The organism is Mycoplasmopsis equigenitalium, assembly GCF_024498255.1.
Taxonomy (GTDB): domain Bacteria; phylum Bacillota_I; class Bacilli_A; order Mycoplasmatales; family Metamycoplasmataceae; genus Mycoplasma_H; species Mycoplasma_H equigenitalium.
The window spans coordinates 15,037-37,453 of record NZ_CP101808.1 but is presented as its reverse complement, the minus strand read 5'-3'; the positions used below and the strand labels follow the sequence as shown (position 1 = coordinate 37,453).

The window sequence follows — 22,417 nt, the reverse complement described above, 5'->3', positions numbered from 1 at the left end:
CTCCTTTTTGGTCTTAATAATTCTAAAACATTTTTATGTTAAAAATGCCGTTTTACAAATATTTTATAGTAAATACTATAAAATTAGAAAAGGCATTTTATATACACAACTCAATAATGAAAGGTATTTATGAAAAAATGAAGTTTAAAAAAGAAAACGTTTCTTTCTGTCGGAATTACACTTGCTGCAATTGGTGCAATCTTTTTAGGTTCATTCCTATACTCGAAAGTTGATAAACGTTCAAAAAATATCAATGCCGGAATTAAGTCAAACGCATTTAATGATTTTGATTACGATAATGGCGTTTACACATCATACACACAAGGAATCTTCTACGATGCAAACAAAAACCCGCTAGCATATGTTAAAGAAAAAGAAGTAAATGGTAAAAAAACTAAAAATACAATTTGCTTCTATAACGAAGATAAAGAATATGATGAAAAAGAATTCTTTAACGAATTTGTTAGACGTTACAATAACCAAACACCAATTTTAAAGGTAAAACTTGGACCTACAGAATTTGTTAACGAATATCTTGAAGCCGTTGGTGTTCAAGACTTTATGGACTATGTTGATTGATTTATCCAAAATGTGGCTTGAGGGCCTGATGTTTTAACGTTAGAAAAATTCAGAATTGCTAAAGGTGTTAATAAGAGCGGTTCTACCATTACGCTTGGTGGACACGTTTCACACCACAAAGAAACAAAAGAAATTACTTTCTGACCAGATTCATTCTTTGGATCACTACCACTATTTTCACAAGAAGCGGGTGAAGGTAATGCTTCAGACTCGTTATTAAGCAAGATTAATGCAAAAAGCATCAACGCAACAAACGTTCAAAACTTACTTGACGAATTCGTGATGACAAATGCTGTGTACAACTATCCTGGCGAAATCAATAAAAAACCTGACTACGAAAACTCGGTGGGCCAATTTAAGAATATTAAATTAGTAAACTTAATGACAAACCCAAATCTTAACTATCACTTTTTTGAAGTTGAATTAACAAAGAAAAATGATAAATCATTTAAACAAAAAGTTTTAATGAGTCTTGGAACAAACGATATTAATGAAGCGAGAAAACAAATTCCTGCTGAGTCAGAATTTGAAATTTTAGACCAAACCTTTAAACAAGTTAGAGTTGTTAGAACAAACTTCATTAAAAATGATGCGTTGCCTTATGCTGAAAAAAATGATAAAAAGAACTTCAATTTAAGCCTTGGCTATATTCACTCAGATGCAAGCGAGGCAAACCAAGTTGGCAAATACTCACCACTTAAAGCTGACGACCCAAGATATATTCAACTTGTATCGGAGCATGAAGCGGATCCTGTTAACCACAAACACCCCGGTAAACCTACAAACAGAATCTTGCTTAATGCAGCGTGAGACGACCCTGCTTTTGCTTCGATTTACGAAAATATCAATTCATACCTCGAATCAAAAATTCAAACTTTTAAAGATTTCGTAAACTTTAAAATTTATCTAACCGATTTTAATAAGTTATATAGCGTTCTTAAAAAGGCTGATACTCCACTTCTTTACAATGTGGTTACCTACTACAATTCAGATGATAAAGAAATTGATAAAAAAGTTCGAAGAGAACTATATCTTTACACCAAACCTAACGCAAGTCGTTTTGAATTAACTCGCTCATTATTCAAATCAAAAGAGGAAGCTAAAAAAGCATTCGGCTCAAAATTTGATGAAACAAAAATTAAAAAAGTAACACTTTTAGACTTAAAAGTTGAAAACAAAACTTTAATTATTTCGCTAGAAAATCAAGATAAATCAATAGAAAATATTGAGATTCGTGCTGAAGATTCTTCAATGCAAGCAACAAATCAATTAACAAACTTGAAAAACGCTGTTGATTATAAAGTTGCTTATGCCCCAAACTTCCTTTCAATCACTAACGAATATAAAGATTCAAAAGGTGAAAAGGTATATGAGTTTGATTTATATAATGAACTTTATGCTGATCTAATTGACATTATTGAAAACGAATACCCTTATCTTGTACAAAAGAAAAATGGCGTTCATATTAAAAGAAGCATCGATGAAAATGGAGCATACAAATTTAGTCTTGAATATGGCGAATATTCAAAACTAACCGTTAATGACCGGGTAAGTTTTATTATGTTACTTAAAGCTATCGATCCTAATTTTGAAGGAGTCGGAATCAACTTCTTAAAATATGTTGGAGCCCACGAATATGGTCACCACTCAACTCTTGAAAATATTCAAAACATTTCAAATAAAGATTACTCTGTTTTAATTGGTGGAATTGATACAAGGGGTGGCCCACAAGACCAATCATTTTATGATAAAGACACCGTTCGTGAATACCTTTTAGCACGTAGTTCAAAACTTGATATCCTTAACAAAAACCTTGCTTTTAGCGACATCAATAATGAGGCAGTGGGTAACTACCCTGTTTTCTCAACCATAAGCGTTGTAAATGGCAAACTTAAAATTACCCCAGAAACTGAAGAAGATATCTGAGGTAGCACAAACGCTAACAGTGCTGAGGATTACTACAAAGCCTTTAATAATAAACAAAGAAGAGCGCTGCAAACAATTGATGGTTTAAGAGAAGCAGCTAAATTAAGAGGCTTAAAAATTTATGATTTATTCTTACTAAATTCGTTTGACCACGACTCTGGTACCATCTCACCATCGATTAGTGGTGAAGCAAAATACTACGCTACCGAAGAAGATAGTAATGGCAATGTTCTTTATACTTATAAATTTGTAACTGCCGGAAGTTCGCAAATTGAAAAAATCCTTAAAGATGGAACTGGCAAACCAATTAAATTTGTTTCAAACCCTGTAACTGGTACATTTGAACCTGTAATTTTTGAAACAAAACAAATTGTTATTAAAGATGGCGGATTACCTCGTGAAGCTACCCTTGTAACCAAAGTTTTAATTAATGATATTAATGGTGAACCAATTTATAAATTAGACCAAACTAAATTTGAAGACATCACCGATCCCGGTCACCCTGTTACTGTTTACGGTGAATTAATGAACGTTCAACTTCGCGACATCAAACTCGAAGTTGAAGAAGCAATCAGTAAAATGATGGATAAAAGTTACTACATCAATGGCTGACAAAATTCTGACCATCGTGGTGATGATAATCTTAAAATGCCAACATTTGCCCTTAACACTACTTGAGCGCCTTTTACTGAACTTAAAACATACTTTGATAGCGTATTGAATTATGTAAAACAATATCCAGGAACACTCTCTGGCGCTTATGCCGCAATGTTTTCACCAGAACTTATAGGTCGATTTGATGTTGATAATCCAAATTTCTTTGGTAAGCCAAACTACTTCCATTTCATTGCTTCTAGAGACGGCCAAACACCTATTTTTGATGCTGATGTACAAAGTAAAAAACTAGCGGATTTATCAAATACCTACAACAAAAAACTTGACTACTACAAGGATATTCCAACACTTACTGGTAGCGCCGTTCTTGCCTCACAATTAAGTAAATTGTTTGCTGACTATGTCAAAACAAACTCACACGATAACACATGACATGGTCAAAAAGAAAAATTTGGTGTTTTAAGATTTATCAATGAAGATAACTCAATTAAGAAAAAATACTTTGGAAACACTAGCCAAGATTATGGTTTCTTCTATAAGGGAAAATACACAACAAGAATTAACGAATTTGGTGTCGAAGCAATCTTTAATGTTTTATTCAAAAATAATCAAAACTTGTTTGATATGTATGCTGATGATATTAAAGTTGATGATTTAAAACAATTTCTTCCTTACATCAATTCAGAAACAGTTTTTTCATTTGATGGAATGCAACAATTTAATACTCCACAAAAGAGAAAACAATTTATGGACCTAATTGTTAACAAATTAAAAACCGTTAATAATCTTCGTCTTAAAGAAGGATATAATGGCGCCGTGGCAACGCTTTTTGGCGATGCTATTAATAGTAAATACTGAAATAACAACACCTTAAAATTCACTGATGTTGCTGATCTAGTTGAATTTATGTCGTTCAATTCTACTATGTTTAAAATTGAAGATGGCGTTAAAAATTACAACATCAACTATGTAAAAACTAAATTTGATCTAGCTAAATTCAGAGAATTTATTCTTGCTTCGGGCGAAAAAGAAGAAAAAGAATTATTAACTAAAAATAATTCTGAACAAAACGTTGCTAACATCGCGATGAGTCGTTTCCTTGCATCAAGTTTTTACGCCTTCAACACTGACATTGATTTAATTGATTTTAGTAAAGATGATGAAGCCGAAATTAAAAAACAAAAAATCGCTTTTGCTAAATCACTAAACGAGTTATACAAAAATGAAGGTGCTTACGATATCTTTGAAAGCGAAAACATTGTTTCGGACGAATATTTCAACACAACTCCAGTTAACAAAAAAATCGCTTTAAGCACATCGATCCTATTTGATAAACTCTTTGATCAAGCAAAAACATTCTTTATTACTAATAACATTTTAGGAACCGAAAGAGGAAAACTAAGTTTAAGTGACTTGCCTTTTATTGATGGTAAATTTGAACGCTTACACACTGAGTTTCTTTCAATCTATGGCATAAACATTTATATGCTACAAGGTGGAAAAATTTCGGCAATTCCAATTGATAAAAGTGCCTACACATACTCGTTTAGTCTTGATAATAGCATTAACACAATCGCTAAGACATTTTTTACATCAAGATTAAACACTGATTTAGGTCAAATCTTTACCGACTATACTTATAACTTGCCTGAGGTTCTAACCCGGGACTATGTACAAACAACATACACCCCAAGCACAAGTGATTTTAGAACTTTAAATAAATACTTTAAAGGAATTAACGAATACACAACCGGATTAGAATTCTTTGTTAATGGTCAAATCACAAAACACTTTGTTGATAACTCGGCAAATATGAACAAAGTTAACCAAATTCTAGCTGAACGTTCATATATGGTTAAAAAAGAATTTATTGAAGAAAAAATTAAAGAAAACTTTGATAACGACCCACGTGTAGCAAGTCTTAGAGATCAGTTAAATAAAGCACAAGCCGAATACGACAAAATGGCAAAAGATGCTAAAAATAATGAGTACTTTGAAGCGAAAAAAGATTACGACAAACTTACAACCCAAATCAAAAGTACAATTGATCATCTTCACAACGTTAATGAAGCATTCCACATGACAAACCTTAACAAAACGTTTGCAACCCAATTTAGCGCTTCGCTAATTTCTGGACCATTTGCTGCTGAAGTTCAAAGCTTTATTGATGCCGGAACATTCCAACTTTACTTTGGAAAAAACAATGATGCTAATGGATTGAATTCTGCAAATGCAAATGTTGATATTAAAATCTTAAGCATTGTTCCTAATAGTGGTGACGACGTTGAGGGAACATTACTTCTTACTGTTCGTCTTAGTCTTAAAGGGACAAGTGAGGATGATATTAATAATTTAAACTCGCTTGTTACAACAGTTAAAATGTATGGTTTTAAGAACGCGTATGGCGTAGCATCAGTATCACCAATTATTGCGAATACTGCCGAAACCCAAAAAGCAAGAAAATCTTTCTTAGATATTGTTGACAACTTAACAAACCTTAATTCACAACTAAAAACAAAAGCATTTAACAGCGTAAAAGTTAAACCTGAATTCAAAGCAATTGAAGAACTTGATGCTGAAATCAAACTTAAAACTAAGATAATTGATGATTTAGTAAAACCAATTAATGAAAAAATTAGAAAAGAAAACTCGTTTGGTTTATTTGGTGCTAGCGAATTTACTTTATCATCAGCCAACCCAAGTTACTTAGGAAAAGTTAGAAAACAAAACAATGGTTTCTTTAAAGATCGTTGACTAAGAAAAGAACTTGGTTGAGAGCTTTATGACGAAGAAGGAAATTCGGTTGTAGATGACACTTTAAGAATCAAAGACCTTGATGGCAACTTTGTCAATGATCGAGCACGTGCCTTTTGAATTTATTTACTTAAATCAAAAGGTGTGGGCGACAGAAACATTACTGGTATTTGAAGAAATAAAGCTAATGACTTTGTTGCGATGTGAGGTTTTGACAAAAAAGAAGTAATTGACAAAATTAAATATCTTGAATTCGAAGATACGGTTACTGGTGAAAAATTCTACATCAATGTAAATACCAAAAATACCAACAACCTTTTCTACTACAAAAAACAAGCTCGTATCGAAAGTAAACACACTTTAGAAGATGAAGGTTATGGTTCATGAGTTAGTGATTACTCGGTTATCGCCAACTACAAAAACACAGTTCTTACACCTGGTCACAACTACCTAGTAAGATTTGTAGACAAGGACAAAAACTTCGTTAAAAACTTAACAACAGGAAGCAAACGTTCGCTTGCCGAAAACGGTAAAACTTACAATCAATCACCAATTACTATGAAAACAATAATTATTAAACATAACGGAATTGAAGAAGAAATTGCCTTACTTGAAGTAAGAGACCAATTTAACTTATAGGAGGAAATATGACAAAGAAGAAAAAAATAGTTGTTCTATCATTAATCAGCGTCGTCGTCACAGTGCCAGTTATTGGTTTAACAGTTGCTGCTACCACATCTGATAATATTGCTTGAACAGCAAAAGATGCATCAAAAAAATACGATGTATCTCTTTCAACCTTACCAATTTCTTCTCTTAACTATATCCGTTATGCTGATGTTAATAAAGTTTTACCTTCGTTAGTTGAAGGAATTACTAAATCTGGTGTTAGCGAGGCAATTAAACAACGTTTTCACTTACCTGAATTTAGTTACCGTTGATACGAATCAAACGTTTCAAGTTTAGATGATTATTTAACTAAACCTGAAGATCTTAACAAACTTACGAAAGTTGAAACTTCAAATAGCTATTACCCTATTTCAAATTTCTTTACCGCCGGTAGTCTTTATACAGGTGATAATGGAAGTCGAGCAATGACATCAATTGTTAATAAAGAAAATTTAGTTCTTTCAACTCGTTTCGCCCTTAATAAAGGTGGTAGTAAATGAAGTAATTCGGATGAAGTTGTTGCACAGGACTTTCGTGATTCTGCAGAATATATTCTTGATTTATCAACCGGTTCACAACACCTTACAACCTTCTTAACCCTTAATATTAGAGGCGCTAAAGAGTTTATTGACGCACAACAAGCCTACCAAAAGATTTTTAAAACACCATTTATTAATCCCTTTGGTCGACGTGAATATTATTTCGATAAAGATCTTCAAATTTGAAGACAAAATTTAGATGGCAAATTTAAAGACTTTAGCGGCAAGGAATACACCATTTACACACCACAACTTAAAACAGATGGTGACGGTAATTTAATTGACTACAATGGCGATTTAATTACTGATGAAAGCGGTAATAAACTAACCGCTGCAGATGAACAAAAATACATCGATAAAATTAAAGAGGCGGCTTTAAATCTTGGCATTTACACTGGACAACGTTATTTAGATTTTTCCAACGAATTTGTTGAAAAACAGTTGAATTTAGCAGAAAATGGTAATGTAAAAATTACTGATTCTGAAGGTAATTTACAGCCAATTACTATTACTGTTCAAAAGGAAATTAATGGCAAATCAGCTGTTATTAAAGATGTAAAACTTATTCCAAATCCTTGTTTCGATCCACGACAAATAAAAGACTGAAGAAATTCGTCAGATGGTCAGTACAAACCATATGCATTCGATCGTTATGATTTAAGATATGAATTTGACGAATCTGCCCCCCCTTCACTTATCAATATGATAAATACAATGGATAAAGGTGTTTTCGTTCCAGTTAATCGTCGTTTTATTGAAACAAAAGCTGGCGGAATTCTTAACTTTGGTAATAAACTAGAAAACTTTATTACTTCCGGACCATTTGTTATTGAATCGCTCGAACTAGGGGCGCAAGGTAACATTGTTATTAAGAAGAACGAACAATACTATGATGTTGATCGAGTAATTCCACGTAAAATTATTATTTACTTTAACGATAACCCAGTTGTTCTTATTAATATGTTTAAGGCTGGTCAAATCTCGGCTGCTGATATGCCAAGTTCAATGCATTTACAAATGTGATCGGATCCAAACTTCAAAAAATACCTTGTTAAATCTGCTGGGTTTGGAACCATTGGTATGCAATTTAACCTTGACCCCAACACAGAAGCAAATCCATTACTTAAAGATTCAAATTTAAGAAATGCAATTGCTTATAGTATTGATAGAAATGATATGTTAAACCTTGTAGGTTGACAAGCATCATTCCCTGTTATTAACTGAACCGCATTTAATACATCACGTACTAAAGCCGGTGTTCCTCTTGAAGCATATTTTGAAGATGTAAAAGTTAAGGCTAAAAACTACCATACATATCCAATTCAAAATTATGGTTTTGTAGATCACCTTTCAAAAAACTATACTTTCGAAAACCTAAAACGTGATGATAAAATGTTTAGCTTCGAGACTGCTCGATTCTATATTGAGGAATTTAAAAGAGCTCATCCTGAAGTTGATGTTGTAAACCTTAAATATATTTATGATGGTTCAAAAGAAAAAGAAAGAGCAGGAATCTCATTACAAAACCAAGTTAATAAAGCTTTTGGTGGTTTTGTAAAAATCAACCTAAAATCATACCCACCTAACACTTATGCTCAATTTAGAAGTGAAGGTAAATTCGATATTACATACTATAACTTTGATTACTTTGGAACCGATTATGATGGTTATGTCCGTGCATTTTTAGAAAAAGATGAAATCAATCCTAAAGCCTCAAAAACCCTTGGTTTCCAAACCAATCCTTCAGGGGCATGAACATATCTAGATTACTTTATACCTTACGACCAAGCAAAAAAAGAAAATAAAAACTGATTAATTAAGAATTACATTATTAAGGAAGATAGAGCAAACGAGGCTTTAGAAATATTAAAAAATATTTACTTGCACTACACCAAAGAGTTAGCGGTTGGCGCTTACGTTAATGAAAGAGAATTTAGTAAAATTCTTACTCAGTTTAGTAATAGAGATCAAATTACCGAAGAATTTATTAAGTTACTTTATGATCAAGAAACTTGAGCACAAATCGAAGGTACTTACAACGTCGTTGAAATTCAAGACCGAATTAAATTAGCTTTTGATAAAATTCAAGCCCAAAAAACCTTGTTACAAAACATAATCAAAAGTAGTGCGAATCAAGAAGAATTCAACAAAATTATTGAATATTTAATAAAAAATGAAAATGGAGACTTTGCTCGTTTAAGACTTCAAATCAAAGAAATTCACTGAAATAAAATTAGAGAATTATCAAGTACGAAAAAAGGTGAAACAATCGAACAACGCACCAAACGTCTTAACCAATTCTTTTCACTACAATTTACACGAGAAGAACTTAGTGAAGGTTGAAGTGAAGAAGAAATATTCAGATTGATTGTTTCATTTGAAAAAATCTTGCGTGACTCAAACCCAGTTATTCCATTAATGGAAGTTGATACAAAATGACAAGTGTCGCACGTTGGAGGAGTTAATAGCTTATTTACATTCGCTCTTCAATACGCATATGATGTAACTAAACCACCACTACCAAACTTGCCAACGACAATTTCAAATTAGAAAGGAGAATAAAATGGAAAAAAATAATAATATAAATAATGAAAGGCTTTATTCTTCTTTCAATAAGAAGACTAAAGTAACAAACCTTGTGCTTTATCGTGAAGAAAAGAAAAAAGCTGGCTTTGTATCTAGTTTACGTCATAGTGTAGGTGCTTCGCTTTTCAAGAAAACACTAAAAATGGTTGCTGAATTCTTGATTATTTCTTGAATCGTAATCACAATTACCTTTTTCTTGATTAACTCTGTTCCTGGTTCAAGTGGTTTAACAAGTGGATTGAATGAAGCATCAAAAAAGGCTATTGAACACAGATATGGTTTAGACTTACCGCTGTTCCAAAGATACTTAAGATATCTTGTAGGAATTGTTAGATTTGATTTTGGAATAAGTCTTGTTATGTTTCCATCAGTGGAAATTAATGATTTCATCTGAGTCAAATTTGGAAAATCTTTCTTAGTCGGAATTTTCTCGGTGTTCTTAACTCTGCTTGTGGGAATTCCGCTTGGAATTTGAATCGGTAAAAACCCTGGTGGATTCTTAGACAACTTTTCAACAGTTATCATCTCAATCATTAGTTCAATTCCTAGTCTTGTGCTTGCATTGTTATTGTTATTCCTAGGTTCAAAACTTAATATGCCAACAATGTTTGATCCAGCCAACATTATCACTTATATCTTGCCTGGACTTGCACTTTCGATGGCTTCAACTATTACCTATATTAAATATCTAAGAACAGAACTTAACCGTGAATTAAATTCGATGCACGCAAAATTTGCTTACCTAAAAGGAGTAAGTAAATCAAGATTTGTATGAGTACACGCACTAAAACCAGCACTCTTCCCAATAGCAACCTTCTTCCCTGGAGTTGTACTTGGCTCATTCCTTGGTTCGCTATTCATTGAAAAGGTTTACTTCATTTCAGGCTCTGGTTCAACAATGATTGATGCAATTCAATCGAAAGACTATAATGTTGTGCTATTCATGATAATTATGTACTCAGTGTTAATTATCCTTTCGTATACTCTGCGTGATGCACTTTACGAAGTACTTGACCCTCGGGTAAGAAGAGGAGGTAAATAATGGACAAAAATAGACAAGATATCCAAAACGAATTAAAACAAGCGTATTTAGATACCAAAAACGAAATCGATTATTTATCACAAAAAAAACTCTCAGGTGATATTCATGATGCACAAAACCAGCTTCTCGAATTCAAGAAATACAAGCTTTCATTCAAAGATAGAGTTACTCGTTGATTACAACAACGTCGTGAAAAACAACTTTTTAACGACCGTCTTGTAGCGCAATACAAAAAGGAAACTGGAGGCGCTCCTCACCGTTTCTTAAAGCCGCTTGAATACAAAAAATGAGAAATTGTTGGTGATTTAATCAACTTTAAGGATACACAAACTATTCGTGACCCTCGTCGTCCTGTGCGTGAATTCATTAATAGATTTGGCCAAAACTTTGGAGGAATTGTTGGTATAATTTTACTACTTGTATTAATCATTGCCGCAATTGTTATTCCGCCTTTTACCCAAGATCCACGTCATATTAGTGGGGAAGATTCTTATCTTGATTTCTTCGAAAAAGGTCATATTTTCGGAACAGATGATATCGGTCGTGATATCTTTGCGGTTCTTTTCCATGGTTTAGCATTTTCATTAGCACTCGCGGCCTGCGTAACAATTATTGAAGTTGCGGTTGGTCTTATTGTTGGAATATTAATGGGCCAATTTAATTGATTTGATAAAATTATGACATTTATCATTAAAGTAATTTCAATTGTTCCAACCATTTTAATTCTTATTTTAGCAACGATTGCATTTAACCCTAGTTTCTTAGTAATGGTTATAGCGCTTTCATTATTCTCATGAACCGGACTTGCTAACCAAGTTCGTGCTCAAGTTAAAAGAGCAAAAAACTTTGAATGAGTGCACGCCTCAAGAATTCTTGGAACACCTGCTTGAAAAATATCGTGAAACTTCATCCCAATCATCTTACCAATTTTAATTACTAACTTGATCTTTACAATTCCTGGGGTAATTTTCTCAGAAGTTTCGCTCGCTTTTATTGGTCAATCAATCCCTAACGAACCTACATTAGGTAACTTGCTTGACAACGCTGCAAATATCTTCACTATTAACTTTAGATACTTAGTTATTCCTGCTTCAATTCTAATTATTTTAACTGTTTCAATCCAATTAATTGGCGCAGCAATTCAAGACTCATTAAGAAGACAAAGATAGGAAAATATGATTCAAAAATTTCATAATAGATTAGATATTAAACGCCGTTTAGATTTCACTCAAGCAGAAAAATTTGTAGCAAATAAAATTAAGCAATTTAATAAAACAAAATTAAAATTCACCAAGCATATTTTAAAAGCGAAAAAGACTGAATTCTTATTATTTAAATCAACAGAAATTAACAAAAATTCAACAGAATTAAACAAAAATATTGAAGTTGATGTAAAAGTTGCTTTGTTAAATTACAAGCAAGTTTCAACCAAATACAAAAATTTATTAAAGAATATTAGTAATAAACTTAACAAAGCAAAAGCAATTATTGATACTCACTATTTAAATTTTTACAAACAAAAACAACAAGATATTATCAATCACAAAGAACTTAAATTAGCAAAGATTAAAGAATTAATCGAATGAAATGATAATCCTGATAACCCAGTCAAAACAACTAAAGATTTAAATTTAGAAAAATTAGAAGAGCGTAAATTTGACTTGTATATTGATGACCATCACTATGTTCAAATTTTAAGTAATTTATATCAGGCCGAACTTGATTTAAACGAACTTGAATTAACAAGGGAATCAATTAAACAATTCGTTAAAGATAATTACAAAAACGTAAAATATGTTGATAAGCTTGTTCGAGATAAACGCTTTGACTTTGAATTTTTCGAACAAGATGTTCAATACAAAACTATCAATGGTAAGCGAATGAAAATTGCTGCTGATATTAAAAATTTAGATTTACATTTTGTTAATCCTGCCGTTCCTGGACAAAAAAATATTGTACTAAGAAACACTTCAATTGATTTTTACGAAGGAAAAGTTCATGCCATTATCGGTGAATCGGGAAGTGGTAAATCAGTGCTTACTAGTTTACTTTATGGATTAACGGGCGACAACGCTCGTATCAGTAATGGAACTGTTAAATTATACAACCACGAAGTCCAAGATTTTACTTTTAAACAGTGAGAAAAATCAAAATATAGAGGAACAATTGTCAGCGCAGTTTTCCAAAACCCAATGTCAACTCTTAACCCGACTATGAAAATTGGTCACCAAATCATGGAGGGAATGCTAATTAACAAACTTGTTAAAAGCGAAAAAGAAGCAAAAGCAAAAGCAATTGAATATCTAAAAATGACAAAAATTAATAATGCTGAAAAAATTATTGATTTATACCCACACGAACTTTCTGGTGGAATGATTCAGCGGGTAGTTATTGCTGCGATTATTGCGCTCCAACCAAAAATTGTTGTTTTAGATGAACCAACAACAGCACTTGATCCGACCGTCCAAGCATTAGTGCTTGATGTTATTCGTGAATTGCAAGAAAAACTAAAAATGACAATTATCTTTATCACCCACGACCTTGGGGTTGTTGCCTCAATTAGTGATTACATTTCAATTATGTATGCCGGGCAAATTATTGAAGAAGGAACAAGTAAGGAAATTCTTTACAATCCACAACACCCTTATACTTGAGGATTAATTATGTCAATGCCCGACCTTAATAATGGCGAAAGACTTGCCACAATTAAAGGTAGTGTTCCCTCAAGTTTAAATGATATTAAGGGGGAAGCGTTCGCCATTAGAAATGATTATGCACTTGGTATTGATTTTGAAAAAGAAGCAGAATTTGTTTATTTAACAGAAACTCACAGAGTTAAATCTGCCCTTCTTGATCCTAAAGCTCCAATTTACACCCCACCACAAATTATTTTAGAAAGATGAAAAAAATATAAGGAGGAATAATGTTTAAAAAGAAAAACGTATACCGCTATGTTCCTAAAAACATAGAAAAAGCAATTGATTTTTATCCTGAAAAAACTCCATATATTTCAATTCGTAATTTAGATGTATACTACGGACGTGGTAACAAGGCTTTTCAAGCACTTAAAGATATTAACTTAAATATCTATGAAGGTGAGGTTGTTGGACTTGTTGGAGAGTCGGGGAGTGGTAAATCAACCCTTGGTCGTACATTGATAGGCCTTGTAGGTCATCAACATGGTGAAATTAAAATTAATGATTTAATCTTGCCAAAACGAATTGGTTTTAGCTTTAATAATTTATTTAAATTTAAAAAATTTAAAGAGTACCGTAACTTACGTGACTTTATGGTTAACAAGGTACAAATGATTTTCCAAGATCCTGCCAACTCACTCAACCCAAACAAAAACATTTACAGCGTTATTTCAGAAGGTCTTAATAATATTTCAAATCTTGATATTATCTATATTTATAACTTCGATGAAAAAACAGTTGATATGTTATACGAAGCAGTGAATGAACACTATGATCCTAAATCAGACTTTGTTCTAAAAATGGCTCAATTCAAACCTGCGCTACGTAGCGAATTAATTCAAGACAAAGATGTTTATAGCTTTATTCTTGATTTTGCCGAAACCATAACAAACCAAAAGGATAAAGAGTTTTTAACTTCTTTTGTTGAAGAAAGAAGTAAGCGTCGTGCTTACGATATTAAAAAATCAAAAGCATTTAAAAAAGAAGAATTAATTATTGATGTTATTAACTCGGTCGGACTTGATGAATCAATCCTTAAAAGATATCCGCTCGAATTTTCGGGTGGTCAACAACAACGGATTGGGATTTCGCGTTCACTAGTTGTTCGTCCTAAGATCCTAATTGCTGACGAACCAATTTCAGCACTTGATGTATCGATCCAAGCCCAAGTTATTAACATCTTTAATGATTTAAAAGAAAAACTTGATTTAACAATTATTTTCATCGCTCACGATTTGAGAATGGTTGAGTATATTTCAGACAGAATTGTTGTTATGAATCAAGGGCGCGTACTTGAAATGGGACCAACAGAAGAAATTATTAAAAATTACTTACATCCGTACACAAAAAGTTTGATGGACGCTGTTCCTTCGATTGACTCTGAAAAGGGTTCGCTTCTTGGTTATCGTTATTCGCCATTAATCCATAATTACACTAAGGAAATTCAACCCGAATGAATTGATTTAGGTAATAAGCATTTTGTGTTAGCGACACCTGAAGAAGTTGAAAAATGAAAAGAAGGTAAATATGAAGAAATTTAAAGCGAAATATCTCACATTACCAATTGCACTAGCTAGTGTTGCTAGCGTTGTTTCTTGCCAATCAGTCCAACCCCAAAGTAAGTACGAAATCATTGATAGGCCAATTGTTAAAGATGACAATACATTAAGTAAAGATCTAGTTGAAAGATTAGGAGCCAAAGTTAATATAATTACTGAGACAATTAATGGTAACTCAGGAATTCTAAAATACGAAGATAACACCGGTAAAAGAATATTTTTATCAAAAGTGTTAGGGGGAACTGAAGGCCTTCTTGCAAAAAACCCAAATTTAACTGATGTAAAAGTTTATAACATAGCCGAAAATGAAGAGGCATTATTTAATGTTGTAATCAACAATGGAAAGATTGAAAAAATTGAAAGTTTGATGGATAATCAACTTACAGTTTTTTCAAATTTTCAATACAAAAACAACAAAATTTATTCATTTTCTCGTTTTTTATACAACTCAAAAAACAACCCTACTGAAGATAATGTTGCCCTTTATGCAAATTATGAAGTAGATGATGAAAATAAAGAATTAAACCTACTTACAACCAAATGAAAAGGCGAAGCTCTAAAACGAACCTTTAACGAACATGGTTGAGAAACTTCAAGCGCGTATTATCTAGCAAAAGATAATATTAATAAAGATATTGAGGCTGCTATGATTTGAACTGGTGTTGCTGAGGTTCGTTACTTTGGGGGAGGGGGTTATATTAATTTTGACGCAAGCAAAACCAAAATAATGAAAGAAAGCTTCTTACTTGGAAAATTCAAAGCAATTTCAAACCCTGAAAACCCTGCCGAAAGTAATATTGGCAAGTCTCCTTTACAAGCAACTTATTGAGATGACAAAGATACTCAAACAGGTGTTGTTAGAATTTACCGTGAAAGAATGAAAGTAGTTTCATATGATGATAAATTTAATAAATCTGAAGAAGAAAAATTAAATCTTACAAGAACAACATTCTTCTTGCATAGTGATAATGCAAACAAAACACTTGACCAAGTTACAAAATGAGATCGTACCACAAGAATTGTTCGTGATAAAAACGGAAACATCAACTCTAAACCAACTTATTGAGCGCGTTTCCCAGGAACCACAACAACTAGTGGAAATGTTGGTAAATCCGACCTTGAAGCAAAAGCATGAGGAATGGGAATTAAGGCACAACTAAATAATGGTGTGGTTGAATATGTTAGTTATCCAGAACTAACAATGTGAACCACCTTTAATGAATTTAACCAACCAACTTCAATTGCTTTATATAGTTACGCTAGCGAAGCAAACCATGGTTATGATATTGAAGACGCTATCGTGTGACAAAACAAAGCACTTAAATTAGAATATGACCCCACTACGCATAAACTCAGATTTGAACACGAACTTCCATTTTTATACGCACGTTTTTTCATGCAAAATGGTGAGCGTCTTGACGATCTTGTTGTTGAAGTAGATGGTAGAAAATTCGGTACTAAAATTAGATATATTTACGACACAAGTAAAGAATATATCTACAACAAAACCACTGGTTTAATCGACTTGAAAAAACAATTTAATGTTTCAATTCGAGGAATTGGTGGCGAACAAGTTAGAAACTGATTAAAAGTAAAATACGATTACAACGTCGATAATCAAATTATTGCAACATCGTCATATGTTAGCGATCTCAACCTAAAACCCGATGGTTCTGAACGCGAAATTGACGACCCTGAAGTTAAATACTGAGGCGTAAGACACAAATATGAATATGGTCCAGATAAGAAATTATTAAAAGAATTTAATATTTGATCAACTGAAAATATTAGAATTGAGAGCGATCCTCGTTTTGCTGCTAATGGAATTACACCAGAAATGGCAAACGAAATTACCGATCCAACTTCATTTACTGTAATCAACTCAGGACTAAACGGAACTCACAATGGAATTTTAGGCTTCTACAACTTTGGTATAGAGATTTTAGAAAATATTGATATTCAAACATACAGCACAATTTACGCTGATAAAATGCGAATCGTACAAGAAGATAACAGTGTAAAAGAAGAAAATATTTACTTGAAGGATTGAGAATTCGCAAACAACCCAGCTCAACCTTATGAATGACGCGAAGTAAAGGATAAAACACCCGAAACTCTTCTAACTAGAGAAAACTTTAAAAAACGTTATGATAAGGCTAAAGCATTTATCGATAAAGTCATCAAAGAAATTAAGACACAAAACACTACTGAAGAACTTTACTTCAAAGATAAACATTACACATACCAACGTGCTTTTGAGTTCTTTACAAAAATAGTTGGTGAAAAAGAATTTATTCAACTAAAATCAAAAGCAGATGTTGATAAATATTGAAACATCAACTGACAAAACTGTTTTGTAATTTGAAGCGAAGTAGCTGATTTAGATACTAAAATTCCTGGATTACAAAAGCTTGAGTTACAAAGTTTTGACGCAAGTGGCACATCAAAAGAAGCAAAAGCTAAATTTGTCTACTTTATCAAACGTAATGATATGCAACATGATTATGATAGCTTCAACTTATGACACTTGTATTTTGATTACTTCCACTTCCAATTGCCTGGATATAAATTCGATAATATGAATCAGGAAGTCTGAGATAAATACGATATTCAATACAAAGTTCAATACAACCATGAAGATTTTATCGTCAATGGCAAACTACAAGACGCTTCAGTAATTGATAAGAAAAAATGAACAAGCATTACCTTTACATATACCGATGCAAAAACCAAACAAACTGTTGAAAAAGTATACCCAAGAAACAATCCTGCTTATACTAACAGTTCAATTCAAGACATTGTTGAAATATACAAGTCATACGTTTCAAGTCAATACCCATTTAAAAAGAAATAAAATAAGTAGAAAGGATATAATTCGCATATGACAAGAAAAAATAAATTAAAACTTTTATCGTTGTTTGGCGGTTTATCACTAACTACAGCAGTTGGCTTTACAATTGCTTGCAGCAATGAGCAACCAGACAACATCCCAAATGACAAGAAAAATGAATTTGAAAGTAAACTCGCCGAATTTGAAAGTAAGGCGGATGAACTTGATTTAAATTACAACTACAAAACAACATTTGAAGAGCTTCAAAAAGTTCAAAGTTCTGATTTGAATGATGAATTTAAAGCAACTTTCAAAACTAAACTTGCCGCAGTAGCACAAAAGCTAAAAACAAAAATTGAAACCGCAATTGAAAAATTAGACGAGAAATTATTAGACCCTATCACGTATGACAAAGACGAAGATAAAGCGCAAATCATTAATTTTAGTAGCAAATTAGAAACAGGTTTTCCTGCAGAAGTAATAGGTGAAATTGTTGGAAAAATCGCTAACTTTAATGACACTGTAGGTCAATATACAGCAACCTTTGACTTACTAAAGGAATTAAAAAATACTACTGAAAAAAGCCAGATTAAAAATGTCTTTATTCCAAACTTAAAAAGCAAATCTATATCTTTAAAAGATCGTTTCAAACAACTTGTTAAAAAACAAGCAATTAAAAAAATTTTTAATGAAATTGAAGAAGATAACAGAGAACTTGTTGTCTCAGTTATAAACAATATTAATAACTTAAGTGATGATGACATTTTGGTCAAAACACCAACACAAGTGTTAAAAGAATCATTAAAAAATTTTTACTTTACTACATTTAATATAATCACCGAAATTGAACAAGCGATATTTGAAAAATATAAAAATAGCGGACAGTTAGCAACCGACCCAAACCTTGCACAAGCATTTCAAAAATACAATGAAATTCTTGCTGATCCAGATAACATAGATGAAATAAAAGTCAGTGAAATTCAAGAAATTTTATTGAAAATCGATAAAAACAGTATTGAAGAAAAAGACAAATTTGAATTCTATTTATACGCTCACTTCATATTAAAATACAATCTCTCAACATTTGAAGCTGACTTTATGACAAATTTATTGGCAACACAAAATACTGATGAATTTACAACTTGATATAACATTAAACCAGAAAACGTCTTGCCTCTTAATGAAAAAACTGTTTTATTAGTTAAAAACACAATCACTAATTACGAACAAATTGAAGAAAAACCAGCCAAACCTTGAAAAGAAGCTGCTTGAAGAAAAAGACGTGATAAATTTAAAAAATCATACGCTGAAATTGTAATTAACGATGTTGTAGAATTTACTACTAAAGTAGAATTATTTGGAGATGTCGAATCATCTAAAACAGGTAGTGAATTAGCAGTAAACAAAGATTTATTTGGAGAAATGTTTATTTCTAAAATTGCTTATGTGGGTGAGTTCCTTTCTAAAAATGAATTAACTAATAAAGTGCAACAGGAAGTCGATAAAGTATTTAGCCCCGACTCAGAACTTGCCTTTAATAAAATCGTAACAATTGAAGGGTTAGGCAACGATCTAACTGCTGAACAAGTAATTAGTAATCACGAAAGCATAAACAATAAACCTCCTGTATTTGAAATCAAACCAGAATTAATTAAATTTACAGATAGCAAAGAACAAAATAAAGCTTGAACCTACGATAAAAATAAATTTAAATTAGTAATTAAATATGTTGAAGAAAGTGAATCTGTTGACCATGCTGTAGATATTTCTTTTGTTGTTGAAATGTATGGAGTTGAGTCAAAACCTTACGTTGTAACTATCGAGCAACTTAAAAATGTAATGTCGCAAAAAGAATTTGAAACAGTAATTGATAATGAAGTTAAAAAATTAAACGAAGGTAAATTAAGAGTTAAGGTTAAAGACCTTCAAGGTGCACAAATCCCTAAATTTTTAAATGCCTTTAATTACAGTAAATTCGTTGAAGTTGAAGAAGAAATTGAACCTGGCGTATGAGAAACTTACAGCTTTCCTGTTGATGGTAATAATAACTTAATGTTTAATGCTTACATCAATAAAGATGGTATTATCGTTGAAAACGGAATTGAAGACGACGCAAATGTTAATATAACTTTTGTTTGAGCTTATACAAGAAAATTCATTACCCTTGCTGATAGTGAATGAATCAGAATTACCCATGTCAAAAAAACTCCATTTGATCTTGCAGCTGTTAAAGCAAAAATTAAAGGTGCTATTTTAGAAAATGTGGAAAAAGCAGTTGCCGAAGCTGAAGCGGCACTAAAAAGTGCACATCCAACGATTTCACTTCTTAAACCATTACACACCAAAGCGTTAGGTCAAGTTAATAGTTTAGCAGAGAAAGATTTTAAATCAGAAAAGGCCGCATTTAAAGCTAGACTATCTGTAATCGAACAAAAAATGAATGAACCAGAACTTATAAAAATCGATAAGGCTGAGAAACAAGTAAAAGAAACAGTTAAATACGCAAAAAATCAATATGCAGATGTAAATACTCTTAAAACTAAATACGCTGATGCTCTAAAACTTGTTAACGAATTAACAGATGTTTACTTCAAAACATTATTTACAAAAGAATTAGATGAGAAAGTAAAGCCTATTATTGAAGCTAAAGAGGGCGTTGCTAAGGTAGTTGAATACATTAATAAGAACTTTACTAACCTTGTTACTCAACACAAAGATTCTACTCCAAAACAAATTGTTTATGGTGGTATAGACGCCTTTATTGCTGATGTCCAAAAACCTGAATTAGTAAAAGCACACGAACAAGTTGGTGTTACTGACGTTACTTATGAATTAGTTGAATATAAATCAGATTACTACAACAAAAACGGAGTAAAAAAAGTTACAATAATTGTTAAAAAAGGCAATGAATCTCAAGAAATTTTATTGGAAATTACTGGATTTGCAATTTAATAAAAAAACACCTATGCGGGTGTTTTTTTATTCTTTGTTTGGTAAAGATATATATGGTTTATCTTTTGAATCTCGATACTTTTTAAATGAATAATATGAATCATCAATTTTTCTAGCAGTACCTTTTTCAGAAAATGTATCTCAATCTTTTAATAAATATTTACGGCTATACGCAGTAATTGATTTGTGATGAATAGAGTCTACATCAATTGTCGGATTGAGTGATGGATCATCTCATGTAACATCAACAAATAAATATTCTCCATCAATCTTTACCATATTTCATGCGTGGTTTGATCAACGATCTCAACGTTCAGAATATGTTTTTCCAGTTATATATCACGTATCAATATTAAGAAAAAGCATAAATTTTGAAAACATTCGAGCATAGCCTTCACACACAACTTTTTCTTTGGTGACAAACCGGTATGTGCTTCTTATCTCATCTTCCAAATCATTGTTGTTTATTTCATCTTTTTCTGCATATTCAGTTGCTGTAGTAATTCAATTATGAACTGCTTCTATCTTTTGTCTGTCAGTCATTTTCTTACTAATAATATTAGGAATAACAGCAATAATTAACTCATTAACTGCTATTTGTTCTTCTGGGGTATTTGTTCGATAATCAAGTGGCCCGTTAATTGATAATAAATACTTGCCTCCTTGATTTTTATGTATTACACTCACCGAGGTAATATCATTAAAATAATTAGAGCCCCCAGTAAAATCATAGATAATATCTTGTATAACATTAGGGAAATCTTTAGCGTCTGTTTTAGAAACTATTACATCATTAATATGACCGACACCTGTGTAAAGAAGTTTTTGTCTAAATTCTTTTATCTTGTTTCTTACTGCGTAATTCGTTGAATAAATATGAGTTAAAAAATTTAGATTTGATAAATACTCTTCATCAATAATAAGGGCATCTTCCTTATCAAAAGTAAGAGCTAGATCTCTTTCAACACCATCAAGATACGTTAGAATTTCATCTAAATGATTATTAATATATTCTTCATTCATATCACACATAGTTATAAAATGTGTTTTGTCATTATTGAATTGTTGAATGAAATATTTGATTACATAATTAGTTTTTTTAGGTTTTATAAAATAAGATGTTAGGTAGTTGTTGACAAAATTTTCATAGCGAATAAGATTTGCTCTAAAACGACCTTCTCGTAGTCCCATATTATCATAAACAAGCGGGGTAATTTCTAATAATTTATCACGCACAGTTTTCAGTTTTTTTGCAACTTTAAATTGGTTAGATTTATTGTTTCATTTCTTTTCAACCGAACTCAAGTCTACATCTAAATCGCCAACTATTTTTGAAATAAGATCTGTTGTTATTTTTTTATCTTGCTCATTTTCTTCTGGAGTTACTTGATAATACTCGATAACTTTGTTTTTAAAACTGTAGTTCGGTTCCTCACTAGGTATTTTTTCAACCTCTTTTTCAGGTTCCTTTATATACCTGATGTTTGAAAGTAAATTACATCCACTAGCGCTAAGTGTAATTGGCGCTAATGCTGCACATAATCCAAATAATGCTAATCTCTTTAGTTTCATATTTCCTCTATTCATATAAATTATATGTGTTAAAATGCAATAAACAAAAAGATAATAAAAAAGCAAAAATATTGCTTTTTCAATAAAAATCATTGGCT

General features: G+C 31.8%; 9 protein-coding genes. 8 read left to right on the top strand and 1 reads right to left on the bottom strand.

The features are described 5' to 3' along the window. The first annotated feature begins 129 nt into the window (after positions 1-129). The 8 genes from NPA09_RS00115 to NPA09_RS00080 all read left to right on the top strand — a co-directional run bounded on the left by NPA09_RS00115 (position 130) and on the right by NPA09_RS00080 (position 20,747). Positions 130-6,513: a PDxFFG protein gene (locus NPA09_RS00115; protein WP_129722637.1), complete on the top strand. Its 6,384-nt coding sequence runs from the start codon at positions 130-132 to the stop codon at positions 6,511-6,513. Between the two features lie 8 nt (positions 6,514-6,521). Further along, on the top strand, positions 6,522-9,632 hold the full coding sequence (locus tag NPA09_RS00110; protein WP_129722640.1) for an ABC transporter substrate-binding protein: 3,111 nt from the start codon (positions 6,522-6,524) through the stop codon (positions 9,630-9,632). 13 nt (positions 9,633-9,645) lie between these two features. After that, positions 9,646-10,710, top strand: coding sequence for an ABC transporter permease (locus NPA09_RS00105; protein ID WP_129722642.1), 1,065 nt, complete (start codon positions 9,646-9,648; stop codon positions 10,708-10,710). Continuing rightward, on the top strand, positions 10,710-11,879 hold the full coding sequence (locus NPA09_RS00100) for an ABC transporter permease (RefSeq protein WP_256541829.1): 1,170 nt from the start codon (positions 10,710-10,712) through the stop codon (positions 11,877-11,879). The genes NPA09_RS00105 and NPA09_RS00100 overlap by 1 nt, the downstream gene beginning before the upstream one ends. Positions 11,880-12,434: 555 nt before the next feature. Beyond that, positions 12,435-13,634: an ABC transporter ATP-binding protein gene (locus NPA09_RS00095; protein ID WP_256541871.1), complete on the top strand. Its 1,200-nt coding sequence runs from the start codon at positions 12,435-12,437 to the stop codon at positions 13,632-13,634. Then, entirely contained in the window at positions 13,634-14,947 is a 1,314-nt protein-coding gene (locus NPA09_RS00090; protein ID WP_129722648.1) for an ABC transporter ATP-binding protein, read from the top strand. Before NPA09_RS00095 ends, NPA09_RS00090 begins: the two co-directional genes overlap by 1 nt. Then, positions 14,934-17,819 carry a hypothetical protein gene (locus tag NPA09_RS00085; protein WP_129722651.1) on the top strand — a complete coding sequence of 962 codons (2,886 nt, stop codon included), beginning with the start codon at positions 14,934-14,936 and terminating at the stop codon, positions 17,817-17,819. The genes NPA09_RS00090 and NPA09_RS00085 overlap by 14 nt, the downstream gene beginning before the upstream one ends. 27 nt (positions 17,820-17,846) lie before the next feature. Further along, positions 17,847-20,747, top strand: coding sequence for a hypothetical protein (locus NPA09_RS00080; RefSeq protein ID WP_129722654.1), 2,901 nt, complete (start codon positions 17,847-17,849; stop codon positions 20,745-20,747). Between the two features lie 27 nt (positions 20,748-20,774). Here the strand turns inward: NPA09_RS00080 and NPA09_RS00075 are convergent, their stop codons facing one another. After that, the gene (locus NPA09_RS00075; RefSeq protein ID WP_129722657.1) at positions 20,775-22,319 is read right to left on the bottom strand and encodes a transglutaminase domain-containing protein; all 1,545 of its coding nucleotides are present in this window, start codon (positions 22,317-22,319) and stop codon (positions 20,775-20,777) included. Between the last annotated feature and the right edge of the window lie 98 nt (positions 22,320-22,417).